This window comes from Pseudomonas antarctica (genome assembly GCF_900624995.1).
Taxonomy (GTDB): domain Bacteria; phylum Pseudomonadota; class Gammaproteobacteria; order Pseudomonadales; family Pseudomonadaceae; genus Aquipseudomonas; species Aquipseudomonas antarctica.
The window spans coordinates 164,808-178,207 of sequence record NZ_UYXQ01000004.1 but is presented as its reverse complement, the minus strand read 5'-3'; the positions used below and the strand labels follow the sequence as shown (position 1 = coordinate 178,207).

The following is a 13,400-nucleotide window of genomic DNA, read 5'->3' as shown; positions in this document are numbered from 1 at the left end:
TTCAAGGCTGGAACCTTAGTGGCACAGGTGGGGTTTGTCCATTGGACCGCCGTGGAAGAAAGGGAAATATCTGACTCAAAATTCAGAAATATAAACAATTTGTTACTCGTACAGACGAGTTGTTGATTTAACTCGTACAGACGAGTACTTTTGGCCTCGGCGTGCTGCCAATGACTGCCCCCAAATAAAAAAATCAAAGTGGAAACCAAGCATGAGCCACGACTATTCGAATATTGCCCGCCAGATTCTCGAGCACCTCGGGGGCAGCGACAACCTTGAGCAAGCTGCCCACTGCGTGACCCGACTGCGCCTGGCGCTCAAGGACCCGAGCCTGGTCAATAGCGGTGCGTTGAACCAGGTCGATCTGGTCAAGGGCTCGTTCTTTACCGGCGGCCTGTTCCAAGTGGTGATTGGCCCCGGTGATGTGGAAAAGGTCTACGCCGCCCTGCGCGAACAGACCGGCCTCGCCGCCGCCACCATCGCCGACGTGAAGAAGAAAGGCGCCGACAAGACCAACGCCATGCAGCGCCTGGTACGCGTATTTTCCGATGTGTTCATGCCGATTCTGCCCGCGCTGATCATCGCGGGCCTGCTGATGGGCATTAACAATTTGATGGGCGCCAAAGGCATGTTCATCGAGGGCAAGACGCTGCTGGAGGCGTATCCGAACCTGGATGGCCTGTGGAGCCTGATCAACTTGATGGCCAACACCTCGTTCGTGTTCCTGCCGGCGCTGGTGGGCTGGTCGGCGGCCAAGCGTTTTGGCGGCAGTGAAATCCTCGGCATTGTGCTCGGCCTGATGCTGGTGCACCCCGACCTGCTCAATGCCTGGAACTACGGCAAAGCGGTGGCCGGGCTCGACGGCCAGAGCCTGCCGTACTTCGACATCTTCGGCTGGTTCAAGATCGAAAAAGTCGGCTACCAAGGGCAGATCCTGCCAATTCTGATGGCGGCCTATGTGATGAGCGTGATTGAAAAATGGCTGCGGGCACGGGTGCCGAATGCGATTCAACTGCTCGTTGTGCCCATCACCACCATCGTCGTCACCGGCGTGCTGGCCCTGGCAATCATCGGCCCGGTGACGCGTCACCTCGGCATCCTGATTACCGAAGGCGTGGTCACCCTGTTTGACCTGGCACCGATGGTCGGCGGGGCGATTTTTGGCCTGCTGTACGCGCCGCTGGTGATCACCGGCATGCACCACATGTTCCTTGCCGTGGACCTGCAGCTTATCTCGACCCAGGGCGGCACGTTTATCTGGCCGATGATCGTTATGTCCAACCTGGCCCAAGGCAGCGCCGCGCTCGCGGTGTTCTACACGACGCGTAATGCGCGGGACAAAAGCATGGCCTCGACTTCGGCGATTTCCGCCTACTTCGGCATCACTGAACCGGCGATGTTTGGGGTGAACCTGCGCTTCAAGTTTCCGTTCTATGCCGCCCTGTTGGGGTCGGCACTGGGCAGCATTTTCCTGTCGATGAACAAGGTGACCGCCTCGGCCATCGGCGTGGGTGGCTTGCCTGGGTTTATCTCGATCATTCCACAGTTCATCCCAAGCTTTGTGATCGGGATGGTCATCGCGATGGTCGTGCCGTTTGTACTGACCTGTGTGCTGAGCATGAAGATCGTACGCCCTGGTTATCGCGTCGCCTGATCTAGCGCTATCGGGAGCAAGCCCCAGAGACCAGCACAAAACTTTACTTAAGGAGTTTCCATGCAAAACTGGCAACACTCGGTGATCTATCAGATCTACCCTAAAAGCTTCCATAGCCATGCGGGTAATGCCACCGGTGACCTGCTGGGCATCGTGGACAAGCTCGATTACCTCAAATGGCTAGGCGTGGATTGCCTGTGGATCACCCCGTTCCTGCGCTCGCCGCAACGCGACAACGGCTATGACATCAGCGACTACTACGCCATCGACCCCAGCTACGGGACCATGGCCGACTGCGACCTGCTGATCAGCGAAGCGGCCAAGCGCGGCATCACGCTGATGCTCGACATTGTGGTCAACCACACCTCCATCGAGCACGAGTGGTTCCAGCAAGCGCGCAGCAGCCTCGACAACCCGTACCGCGATTTCTACATCTGGCGTGACCAGCCGAACAACTGGGAATCCAAGTTCGGCGGCTCGGCCTGGGAATACGAGGCGCAAACCGGCCAGTACTTTTTGCACCTGTTCGACCACACCCAGGCCGACCTCAATTGGGACAACCCCAGCGTGCGCGCCGAGGTGTTCAAGCTGATGCGCTTCTGGCGCGACAAAGGCGTGGGTGGTTTTCGCCTGGACGTGATCAACTTGATCTCCAAACCCGCCGATTTCCCCGAGGACAACACTGACGGCCGGCGCTTCTACACCGACGGCCCGAACGTGCACGAATACCTGCAGGAAATGCACCGCGAAGTCTTCGAAGGGCATGACCTGATCAACGTCGGCGAGATGTCGTCCACCAGCCTGGAACACTGCATTCGTTATTCGAATCCTGAGTCGAAAGAGCTGTCGATGACCTTCAACTTTCATCATCTGAAGGTGGATTACCCGAACCTGCAGAAGTGGGTGAAGGCCGACTTTGATTTCCTGCAACTCAAGCAGATATTTTCCGACTGGCAACTGGGCATGCAGGCCGGTGGTGGCTGGAACGCGCTGTTTTGGTGTAACCACGACCAGCCGCGGGTGGTCTCGCGGTTTGGCGACGACGGCGAGCACCGCGTGGTCTCGGCCAAGATGCTCGCCACCGCGCTGCACTTCCTCCAGGGCACGCCTTACGTGTACCAGGGCGAAGAGCTGGGCATGACCAATCCCGGTTTCGACAAGATTGATCAGTACCGTGATGTCGAGACGCTGAACATCTTCCGCCTCAAGCGTGATGCGGGTGAGTCTGAAGCGTCGAGCATGGCGGCGATCATGCAGAAGTCCCGCGATAACGGCCGCACACCGATGCAATGGAACACCCAGGCCAATGCCGGTTTCAGCACGGGCGAGCCGTGGATCGGTATCCCGGCCAACGCGGCGCAGATCAACGTCGAGAGCCAACTGGACGACTCGGATTCGGTGCTGCATCACTACCGCGCACTCATTGCGTTGCGTCGCCACGAGCCGCTGATCCAGAAGGGCGTTTATCGCCAACTGCTGCAAGACCACCTCCAAGTCTGGGCGTACCTGCGCGAAGGGCGGGGTGAGCGCTTGCTGGTGCTGAATAACTTTTACGGCAACGCCTGCGAAATCCAACTGCCGCAGGGCGTCATCGACGCGCCGAGCGAGCAACGCCTGCTGATCAGCAACTACCCCGACTGCCCGGTGCTTACGCGCACGCTGGTGTTGCGACCTTACGAATCGTTTGTGCTGCACCTCAAGGATTGAGGCCCGCTGTAACCCCCGTATGAGCGTGCGGGGCGCGTTAAAAAAACATAATAAAAATACCGGAGTGCTTCATGAAAACAACAATAAAGCTGGGCCTCATTGCGTCATGTCTTACCGTACCTTTTGCCGCTCAGGCTCTCGAATTTGCCGGTTACTTGCGCAGCGGCGCGGGCACTTCAACGGGGAGTGGCAAGCAGCAATGCTTCCAACTGCCGGGGGCGCAATCCAAATACCGTTTGGGCAACGAATGCGAGCAATACGCCGAACTTGAATTGCGCCAGGACCTGCTGACCCTCGACGACGGCTCGGTACTCAGCGTCGATGCGATGGCCTCGCTGTATAACAAGTACGACCGTGCCCTGAAGTTTCAGGGCGAAGACAACGGCTCAGCACGCATGCCGCAGATGTATGCGCAGTGGTCCAACTTGCCTAGCCTCAATGGCGGTTCGGTGTGGGCCGGCCGGCGTTACTACAAACGTAATGACATCCATATCTCCGACTTCTACTACTGGAACCAGAGCGCCACGGGCGGTGGTGTCGAGGACGTAAAAATTGGCGATCTCAAATACAGCTACGCCCTGTCTCGCAAGGACAACCTGTACCAGAAGGAATACGCCACCCGTCACGACTTCAACGTCGCGGGTTTCAAGACCAACCCGGGCGGTGAGCTGGAGTTGGGTTTGAGTTACATCGAAAAAGCCGGCGGGCGTGATGCCAACAGCGGTTGGGCGATCACGGCGCAGCATGTGCAAAAAGCTTTTCTTGGCGGCAAAAACAAATTCGCCTTGCAGTACGGCGAAGGCCCCGGCACCGGCTTGGGCTACACCGGTAATACGGCCCTGGATAACAGCAGCAAAAGCTACCGCGCCGTGGAGTTTTTCGACTGGCAGATCACCCCGCGTTTCGGCGGGCAGGTCGAGGCGGTGTACCAGAAAGACATTCGCCCAGGTAGCCAGGACCAGACCTGGATGTCCATCGGTGTGCGCCCGGCGTATGCCATCAGCGAACAGTTCAAACTGGTCACCGAACTTGGGCATGACCAGGTCGACGCCGCCGGTGGCACGCGCAAACTGAGCAAATTTACCTTCGCCCCGACCTGGTCGCCTAAAGGTCCGGATTTCTGGGCGCGACCGGAAGTGCGTTTGTACTACACCTATGCGACCTGGAACGAAGCCGCCAAGCGTGCGGCGAATGAACTGGCGGCGGGCTCGGCGTTATCCGACACCGGCGCGTATGGCACAGCGCGGCATGGTTCGAACGTGGGTGTGCAGGTCGAATACTGGTGGAAGTAAACACGGACTCAATGGGGGAGCTGGCTTGGCTGCGATGCGAGCGACTCGGTTTTTCAGTGACACCGAGGCGATGCTATCGCAGGCAAGCCAGCTCCCACATTGGACCGTTGTTGGCCCTATGATTTTTACAGAACAAAACAGCAGGTGAAGTCATGACCACAACTCAACCCCTGGAATTGCTGGCGCCGCTGTCCGGTGTGCTGCTGGCATTGGATCAGGTGCCCGACCCGGTGTTCGCCGGTCGCCTGATCGGCGACGGCCTGTGCATCGATCCCACCTCGCAGACCCTTTGCGCGCCGTTGGCTGGGGTAATCAGCAGTATCCAGGACAGTGGTCATGCGGTCAGCGTTACCGACGACAACGGCGTCCAGGTGCTGATGCACATCGGCCTGGACACCGTAAACCTGGGGGGCCAGGGCTTCACGCCGCTGGTGCAGGAAGGCCAGCGGGTGGAGGTTGGGCAGCCACTGATTGAATTCGATGCCGACTACGTGGCGCTCCATGCCCGCAGTTTGCTGACCTTGATGCTGGTGGTCAGCGGCGAGCCGTTTACGTTGCTGAGGCCGGACGGTGCTCTGGTGGATGTGGGCCAGCCGCTGCTACGCGTGTCACCTGGAGAAGCGGCTGAAACAGTGGATGAGGAGGCGGGCGATGCACTGTTCTCCAAACCCCTGACCTTGCCCAACGCCAACGGTTTACACGCTCGTCCTGCGGCGGTATTTGCCCAGGCAGCGAAGGGCTTCAACGCGAGCATTTACCTGCACAAGCAAACCCAGAGCGCCAACGCAAAATCCTTGGTGGCGATCATGGCGCTGCAAACCGTGCAGGGCGATACCTTGCAAGTGAGCGCTGCGGGTGACGATGCCGATGCCGCGATCAAGGCGCTGGTTGCATTGCTGGCTGAAGGCTGTGGCGAGACGGTTGCGGCACCCACTGCGGTGGTTGAGCCTTGCGCGCCGCTGTCGTCGGCCACCTTGCTGCGCGGCGTGTGTGCCTCGCCAGGTTCGGCGTTTGGCCAGGTGGTGCAAGTGGCTGAGCCGGAACTGAACATTACCGAAGCCGGAAGTGGCGAAGCGCTCGAGCGCGCCGCACTCGAGCGTGGCTTGCTGGCGGCAGCCGAAGCGCTGCAAGCCCTGCAAACCAAAGCAGCCGGCAGTGCCCAGGCCGAGATCTTTCGCGCCCATCAAGAATTGCTCGAAGACCCCACTTTGCTGGAACAAGCGCATGCCCAGTTAACCAATGGCAAAAGCGCTGCCTTTGCCTGGAACCGCGCCACGGTAGCCACTGCCACCTTGTTTCAGGGCCTGGGCAACGCGCTGCTCGCCGAACGGGCGGCAGACTTGGCCGATGTCGGCCAACGCGTGCTCAAACTGATCCTCGGTATCCAGGACCGTGCATGGGACTTGCCGGAGCAAGCCATCCTGATCGCTGAGCAACTGACCCCATCGCAAACCGCCAGCCTGGATACGCGCAAGGTGCTGGGGTTTGTCACTGTCGGCGGTGGGGCGACCAGCCATGTCGCGATTCTCGCGCGTGCACTCGGCCTGCCAGCTATTTGCGGCGTGCCGGTGCACGTGCTGGCGCTGGCCAATGGCAAACAGGTATTGCTCGACGCCGATAAAGGCGAACTGCACCTGGACCCGGACCTGGCCGAAATCGAGCAACTGCAGGCTGCCCGTGACCAGCAAGTGCTGCGCCGTCAGCGCGAAGTGGCGCAGGCTGCTTTACCGGCGACGACCCGCGACGGTCATCACGTCGAGGTCACCGCCAACGTCGCTTCGTTGCAGGAAGTAGAGCAATCCCTGACGTTGGGCGGTGAAGGCGTCGGCCTGTTGCGTTCGGAGTTCCTTTACTTGGACCGCAACCGCGCACCCAGCCCTGAGGAGCAAGCCGGCACCTACAGCGCCATCGCGCGCGTCCTGGGCCCTGAGCGCAACTTGGTGGTACGCACCCTGGACGTGGGTGGCGACAAGCCGCTGGCCTATGTGCCGATGGACAGCGAGACCAACCCGTTCCTCGGCTTGCGTGGTATTCGCCTGTGCCTTGAGCGCCCTGAACTGTTGCGTGAACAGTTCCGCGCGATCCTCGCCAGCGCCGGTTTCGCGCGGCTGCATATCATGTTGCCGATGGTCAGCCTGCTGTCGGAGCTGCACCTGGCACGCGCGATTCTTGAGGAGGAAGCGCTGGCGCTGGGGCTCAAAGAGCTGCCGAAGCTGGGGATCATGATCGAGGTGCCGTCTGCAGCATTGATGGCCGATGTCTTCGCCCCCCATGTGGATTTTTTCTCTATTGGCACCAATGACCTGACCCAATACACCCTGGCAATGGACCGCGACCACCCACGCCTGGCCAGTCAGGCCGACAGTTTTCACCCGTCGGTGCTGCGCCTGATTGCCAGCACCGTCAAGGCGGCGCATGCCCATGGCAAATGGGTGGGTGTATGTGGCGCGTTGGCGTCCGAAGCGCTGGCGGTGCCGGTGTTGATCGGGCTCGGCGTGGACGAGTTATCAGTCAGCGTACCGCTGATCCCCACGATCAAGGCCACCGTGCGCGAGCTGGACCTGGCCGACTGCCAGAGCATCGCTCGCCAGGTGCTGGGCCTGGAAGAAGCCGCCCAGGTGCGCGAGGCCCTGCGCCTGTACCACGCGGCCACCGTTGAAACCTCACCTGTCGTGGAGCACTGAGCATGTTCGAGAAATTGCAGCGGGCGTTCTGGAAAGCCCTGACCCCGGACTTGATTGCCGAGACGGCTGTGACGGCAGCCCCGAGTCTGTTGTCGGCCGATGTTCTGAATGCATTGGGCGGCGCGGATAACCTCAAGTCACAACAACGTGTGGCGCTGACGCGGGTGCGTGTGCAATTGCAGGATGCGGGGCGGTTGGATGAACCGGCACTCAAGGCGGCGGGTGTGCCGGGTGTGATGGTATTGACCGGTGGGGTCGTTCATTTGATCACCGGTCTCTAAGCCAAGAGCAGATCTAAATGTGGGAGCGGGCTTGCTCGCGAAGAGGGAGTGTCAGCCACCAGATGTATCGACTGACCCACCGCTTTCGCGAGCAAGCCCGCTCCCACATTAGTTTTGTGATGTTTGGGAGAGCGCTACAGCTTCGGGTTATCTTCCGGTGGCTTGGTCTTATCCACGCCCGGCACATGCAAGTTGCCTTCGACCACTTGGTTGCCTTCCAACTGCGGCTGCGTCACCCAGGTGAGGATGTCGTAGTAACGCCGAATGTTCGCCACAAAGTGCACCGGCTCGCCGCCGCGCGCATAGCCGTAACGGGTCTTGCTGTACCACTGCTTCTGCGACAGGCGCGGCAACATCTTCTTCACGTCCAGCCACTTGTTCGGGTTCAGGCCATCCTTCTTCGCCAACGTGCGCGCGTCTTCCAGATGGCCAGTGCCGACGTTGTAGGCGGCGAGGGCGAACCAGGTGCGATCCGGCTCGGCGATGCTGTCGTCCAGCTCATCCTTGATCTTGGCCAGGTATTTGGCGCCGCCCATGATGCTTTGCTTGGCGTCCAGGCGGTTGGACACGCCCATGGCCTGGGCGGTGTTTTGGGTCAGCATCATCAGGCCGCGCACGCCGGTCTTGGAGGTGACGGTCGGTTGCCACAGCGATTCCTGATAGCCGATGGCTGCTAATAGGCGCCAATCGACTTTTTCTTTCTTGGCATAGGCCCGAAAGTCCTTCTCGTATTTGGGCAAGCGTTGCTGCAAGTGCTGGGCAAAGGTGTAGGCGCCGACATAACCGAGTACATCCACGTGCCCGTAATAGCGGTCTTTAAGGCGCTGCAGGGTGCCGTTCTTCTCGACCTTGTCCAGGTAGCTGTTGATCTCGTTGAGCAGGCTGTTGTCGTCGCCGGCCGCCACGGCCCAGCTCTGATGGCTGGCATTGCCGAGGTCGAAGGCCACGCGCACGTTGGGGAAGTACACCTGGTTCATCGCGACTTCGTTGGAGTCCACCAGGGTCAGGTCGATTTGGCCCTCGTCGACCATGCGCAGCAGGTCGACCACCTCAACGGCGTCGGACTCTTCATATTCAATCGCAGGGTTTTGCTTTTTAAGCGCCGCCAATTGTTCGGCGTGGGTGCTGCCCTTGAGCACCATGATCTTCTTGCCGACCAAATCCGCCGGGGTCGTCGGTCGGGACTGGCCATTGCGGTAGATGATCTGCGGTGTCACTTCCAGGTAAGGATGGGAGAAACGCACCTGCTGTTCGCGCTGCTCGCTGGCGACCAGGCCGGCGGCAGCCAGAACCGGGCCATTGGGTTTGCCCAATTGGCCGAACAGGTCATCGAGGTTGTCGGCGGTCTCGATCTCCAGCTTCACGCCCAGGTCATCGGCAAAGCGCTTGACCAGTTCATATTCGAAACCGGTTTCACCGTTGCGGTCCTGGAAATACGTCGCCGGGCTGTTCCGTGTAATCACCCGCAATACGCCATCCTCCTTGATTCGCTCGAGCGTGCTGGGCTTATCAACACAGGCACTGAGCATCAGGAAGAGTCCGGTTGCGATGAGCCATTTGGCGCATCGCGGGCGCAAAGCAGTAGGGGAGAACATCTGCGCAGTATACGCAAACGACCCACGGCGCCATATCTCGACAGCAGGGGACTTGTCTGCTAGTACCCAAAAAACTGGGCTGCAGCCCGCAGAAACGCGGGTTGGCGAGGGTTTATGACGGTTAAAATAACTGCGCGCCAACCCTTGGAAAACGCCCCGATACCGTGCAAACCCTGCCAACTGACGTTCGGCAGCGGCCAGCCGTGCCGTTTCGGGTGCCGTTGGCGACGGTTTACGCTAGAATGCACGGCCTCAAAGCACACCCCTTCCCGAGGCTGTCCCGAAGATGTTGATCCTGCGCGGCGCTCCTGCCCTTTCTGCCTTTCGCCACAGCAAACTCCTTGAGCAACTGAGCCAAAAGGTTCCAGCGGTTACAGGCTTGTATGCTGAATTTGCTCACTTCGCCGACGTTACCGGCGTGTTGACCGCCGACGAACAGCAAGTGCTGGCACGCCTTCTGAAGTACGGCCCAAGCGTTCCCGTTCAAGAGCCTAACGGCCGCTTGTTCCTGGTTCTGCCACGGTTCGGCACCATCTCGCCCTGGTCGAGCAAGGCCAGTGATATCGCCCGCAACTGTGGCCTGGAAAAAATCCAGCGCCTGGAGCGCGGTATCGCTTTCTATGTTGCCGGCCAGTTCAGCGACGCCGAGGCCGAGCTGATCGCCAGCAGCCTGCACGACCGCATGACCCAGATCATCGTCAGCCAGTTGGAACAGGCTGCCGGCCTGTTCAGCCACGCCGAGCCAAAACCGCTGACCGCCATTGACGTGCTGGGCGGTGGCCGCGCCGCCCTCGAGAAGGCCAACACCGAACTGGGCCTGGCCCTGGCCGAAGACGAGATCGACTACCTGGTCAACGCCTTCAACGGCTTGAAGCGCAACCCGCACGACATCGAGCTGATGATGTTTGCGCAGGCCAACTCCGAGCATTGCCGTCACAAGATCTTCAACGCCAGTTGGGACATCGACGGCGAAAGCCAGGAAAAAAGCCTGTTCGGCATGATCAAGAACACCTACGTGATGCACAGCGAAGGCGTTCTGTCGGCTTATAAAGACAACGCCTCGGTGATCGTCGGCTCCGTCGCCGGGCGTTTCTTCCCGGACCCTGAAACCCGCCAGTACGGCGCGGTGCAGGAACCGGTGCACATCCTGATGAAGGTTGAAACCCACAACCACCCGACCGCGATTGCCCCGTTCCCAGGCGCCGCCACCGGTTCCGGCGGTGAGATCCGCGACGAAGGCGCGACCGGCCGTGGCGCCAAGCCAAAGGCAGGCCTGACCGGCTTCACCGTATCCAACCTGCAGATCCCAGGCTTCGAACAACCGTGGGAAGTGCCGTACGGCAAGCCTGAGCGCATCGTTACCGCGCTGGACATCATGATCGAAGGCCCGCTTGGCGGCGCTGCGTTCAACAATGAGTTCGGCCGCCCGGCGCTGACCGGCTATTTCCGTACGTTTGAGCAGTCCATCACCACCCCGCGTGGCGATGAAGTGCGCGGCTACCATAAGCCGATCATGTTGGCCGGCGGCATGGGCAATATCCGTGAAGAACACGTACAGAAAGCCGAAATCCTGGTCGGCTCCAAGCTGATCGTGCTGGGTGGCCCGGCGATGTTGATCGGCCTGGGCGGCGGCGCAGCTTCCTCCATGGCCACCGGCACCAGCTCGGCGGACCTGGACTTCGCGTCCGTACAGCGCGAAAACCCAGAGATGGAACGCCGCTGCCAGGAAGTTATCGACCGTTGCTGGCAGTTGGGTGACAAGAACCCGATCAGCTTCATCCATGACGTCGGCGCCGGCGGTTTGTCCAACGCCTTCCCGGAACTGGTCAACGATGGCGACCGTGGTGGCCGTTTCGAACTGCGCAATATTCCAAACGACGAGCCGGGCATGGCCCCGCACGAGATCTGGAGTAACGAATCCCAGGAACGCTACGTGCTGGCCGTTGGCCCTGAAGACTTCGCGCGCTTCCAGGCCATCTGCGAACGCGAGCGTTGCCCATTCGCCGTAGTCGGCGAAGCCACTGCCGAACCGCAGCTTACTGTCACAGATAGCCACTTCGGCAACAGCCCGGTAGACATGCCACTCGAAGTGCTGCTGGGCAAAGCCCCACGCATGCACCGTTCGGCGGTACGTGAAGCCGAGCTGGGCGATGACTTCGACCCAAGCACGCTGGAACTGGCCGACAGCATCGAACGCGTGCTGCACCACCCGGCCGTGGCGAGCAAAAGTTTCCTGATCACCATCGGCGACCGCACCATCACCGGCCTGGTTGCCCGCGACCAAATGGTTGGCCCATGGCAAGTGCCGGTGGCCGACGTTGCCGTCACCGCCACCAGCTTCGACGTGTACACCGGTGAAGCCATGGCGATGGGCGAGCGCACGCCGCTGGCCCTGCTGGACGCTCCGGCGTCGGGCCGCATGGCCATTGGTGAAACCCTCACCAACATCGCCGCCTCCCGTATCGGCAAGCTGTCCGACATCAAACTGTCGGCCAACTGGATGTCCGCCGCTGGCCACCCAGGTGAAGATGCACGCCTGTACGACACGGTTAAAGCGGTCGGCATGGAGCTGTGCCCGGAACTGGGTATCACCATTCCGGTGGGCAAGGACTCGATGTCCATGGCCACCCGTTGGAACGAAGACGGCACCGACAAGAGCGTTACCTCGCCGCTGTCGCTGATTGTCACCGGTTTTGCTCCGGTCACCGACATTCGCCAGACCCTGACCCCGCAACTGCGCATGGACAAGGGCACCACCGATCTGATCCTGATCGACTTGGGCCGTGGCCAGAACCGCATGGGCGCCTCGATCCTCGCGCAAACCCACGGCAAGCTCGGTAAGCACGCGCCGGACGTGGATGACGCCGAAGACCTGAAAGCCTTCTTCGCCGTGATCCAGGGCCTGAATGCTGACGGCCATCTGCTGGCCTACCACGACCGTTCCGATGGCGGCTTGCTGACCAGCGTCGTGGAAATGGCCTTCGCCGGTCACTGCGGCCTGAACATCGTGCTCGACAGCGTTGCCGAGGATGCCTCTGAGATTAATGGCATCCTGTTCAACGAAGAATTGGGCGCCGTGATCCAGGTTCGCCAGGACGCTACCCCAGACGTACTCGCACAGTTCAGCGCCGCAGGCCTGGACGACTGCGTGGCGGTGATCGGCCAGCCGATCAATAACGGTGAAATCAATATCTCCTTTAATGGCGATACGGTGTTTGCCGGCCAGCGCCGTCTGCTGCAACGCCAGTGGTCTGAGACCAGCTACCAGATCCAACGGCTGCGTGATAACGCCGACTGCGCCGAGCAGGAATTCGACGTGATCCTGGAAGAAGACAACCCGGGCCTGAGCACCAAGCTCAGCTTCGACGTCAACCAGGACATCGCCGCGCCTTACATCAAAAAAGGCATCCGCCCACAAGTGGCGGTACTGCGCGAGCAGGGCGTCAACGGCCAAGTGGAAATGGCGGCCGCGTTCGACCGCGCCGGCTTTAATGCGATCGACGTGCACATGAGCGACATCCTCGCCGGTCGCGTTGACCTCAACGAGTTCAAAGGCCTCGTCGCCTGCGGCGGTTTCTCCTATGGCGACGTGCTGGGTGCCGGTGAAGGCTGGGCCAAGTCGGCGCTGTTCAACAGCCGTGCCCGCGACGCGTTCCAAGGCTTCTTCGAGCGCAACGACAGCTTCACCCTGGGTGTGTGCAACGGTTGCCAGATGATGTCCAACCTCAGCGAACTGATCCCGGGCAGCGAGTTCTGGCCGCACTTTGTGCGTAACCGTTCCGAGCAGTTTGAAGCCCGTGTTGCCATGGTGCAGGTGCAGGAGTCCAACTCGATCTTCCTGCAAGGCATGGCTGGTTCGCGCATGCCGATCGCCATCGCCCACGGTGAAGGCCACGCCGAGTTCGCCAGCGAAGAAGCACTGCTCGAAGCCGACTTGTCCGGCACCGTGGCACTGCGTTTCGTCGATAACCACGGCAAGGTCACCGAAAGCTACCCGGCCAACCCGAACGGCTCGCCGCGCGGGATCACCGGCCTTACCAGCCGCGACGGTCGCGTCACCATCATGATGCCGCACCCGGAGCGTGTATTCCGCGCCGTGCAAAACTCGTGGCGCCCGGAAGAATGGAACGAAGACGGCGCCTGGATGCGCATGTTCCGCAACGCGCGCGTGTGGGTGAACTAAGGCC

General features: G+C 60.7%; 7 protein-coding genes. 6 read left to right on the top strand and 1 reads right to left on the bottom strand.

All coding sequences use genetic code 11. From position 1 onward, the window contains the following. The first annotated feature begins 211 nt into the window (after positions 1–211). The 5 genes from treP (at position 212) to E0F99_RS04750 (ending at position 7,618) form a co-directional block, all read left to right on the top strand. Positions 212–1,654 carry a PTS system trehalose-specific EIIBC component gene (gene treP, locus E0F99_RS04775; RefSeq protein WP_083356891.1) on the top strand — a complete coding sequence of 481 codons (1,443 nt, stop codon included), beginning with the start codon at positions 212–214 and terminating at the stop codon, positions 1,652–1,654. A gap of 60 nt (positions 1,655–1,714) precedes the next feature. Further along, on the top strand, positions 1,715–3,361 hold the full coding sequence (treC, locus tag E0F99_RS04770; RefSeq protein ID WP_083356892.1) for an alpha,alpha-phosphotrehalase: 1,647 nt from the start codon (positions 1,715–1,717) through the stop codon (positions 3,359–3,361). A gap of 71 nt (positions 3,362–3,432) precedes the next feature. After that, on the top strand, positions 3,433–4,653 hold the full coding sequence (locus tag E0F99_RS04765; RefSeq protein WP_083356893.1) for a maltoporin: 1,221 nt from the start codon (positions 3,433–3,435) through the stop codon (positions 4,651–4,653). Between the two features lie 152 nt (positions 4,654–4,805). Beyond that, positions 4,806–7,337, top strand: coding sequence for a phosphoenolpyruvate--protein phosphotransferase (gene ptsP / locus E0F99_RS04755; RefSeq protein WP_083356894.1), 2,532 nt, complete (start codon positions 4,806–4,808; stop codon positions 7,335–7,337). A 2-nt stretch (positions 7,338–7,339) separates the two neighbouring features. Further along, entirely contained in the window at positions 7,340–7,618 is a 279-nt protein-coding gene (locus tag E0F99_RS04750) for a PTS sugar transporter subunit IIB (RefSeq protein WP_083356895.1), read from the top strand. Between the two features lie 134 nt (positions 7,619–7,752). On the opposite strand, the gene mltF is transcribed toward E0F99_RS04750, so the two are convergent. Continuing rightward, a complete protein-coding gene (gene mltF / locus E0F99_RS04745) occupies positions 7,753–9,213 on the bottom strand; it encodes a membrane-bound lytic murein transglycosylase MltF (RefSeq protein WP_083356896.1) in 1,461 nt (486 codons plus the stop codon). A 286-nt stretch (positions 9,214–9,499) separates the two neighbouring features. Here mltF and purL point away from each other — a divergent pair, with 286 nt between their 5' ends. Then, complete coding sequence (gene purL, locus E0F99_RS04740; protein WP_083356897.1) at positions 9,500–13,396, top strand: phosphoribosylformylglycinamidine synthase; 3,897 nt, start codon at positions 9,500–9,502, stop codon at positions 13,394–13,396. Positions 13,397–13,400: the final 4 nt, after the last annotated feature.

Coding starts and splice junctions, on each gene's coding strand:
- treP (WP_083356891.1), top strand. CDS start 212: ATGAGCCACGACTATTCGAATATTGCCCGCCAGATTCTCGAGCACCTC.
- treC (WP_083356892.1), top strand. CDS start 1,715: ATGCAAAACTGGCAACACTCGGTGATCTATCAGATCTACCCTAAAAGC.
- E0F99_RS04765 (WP_083356893.1), top strand. CDS start 3,433: ATGAAAACAACAATAAAGCTGGGCCTCATTGCGTCATGTCTTACCGTA.
- ptsP (WP_083356894.1), top strand. CDS start 4,806: ATGACCACAACTCAACCCCTGGAATTGCTGGCGCCGCTGTCCGGTGTG.
- E0F99_RS04750 (WP_083356895.1), top strand. CDS start 7,340: ATGTTCGAGAAATTGCAGCGGGCGTTCTGGAAAGCCCTGACCCCGGAC.
- mltF (WP_083356896.1), bottom strand. CDS start 9,213: ATGTTCTCCCCTACTGCTTTGCGCCCGCGATGCGCCAAATGGCTCATC.
- purL (WP_083356897.1), top strand. CDS start 9,500: ATGTTGATCCTGCGCGGCGCTCCTGCCCTTTCTGCCTTTCGCCACAGC.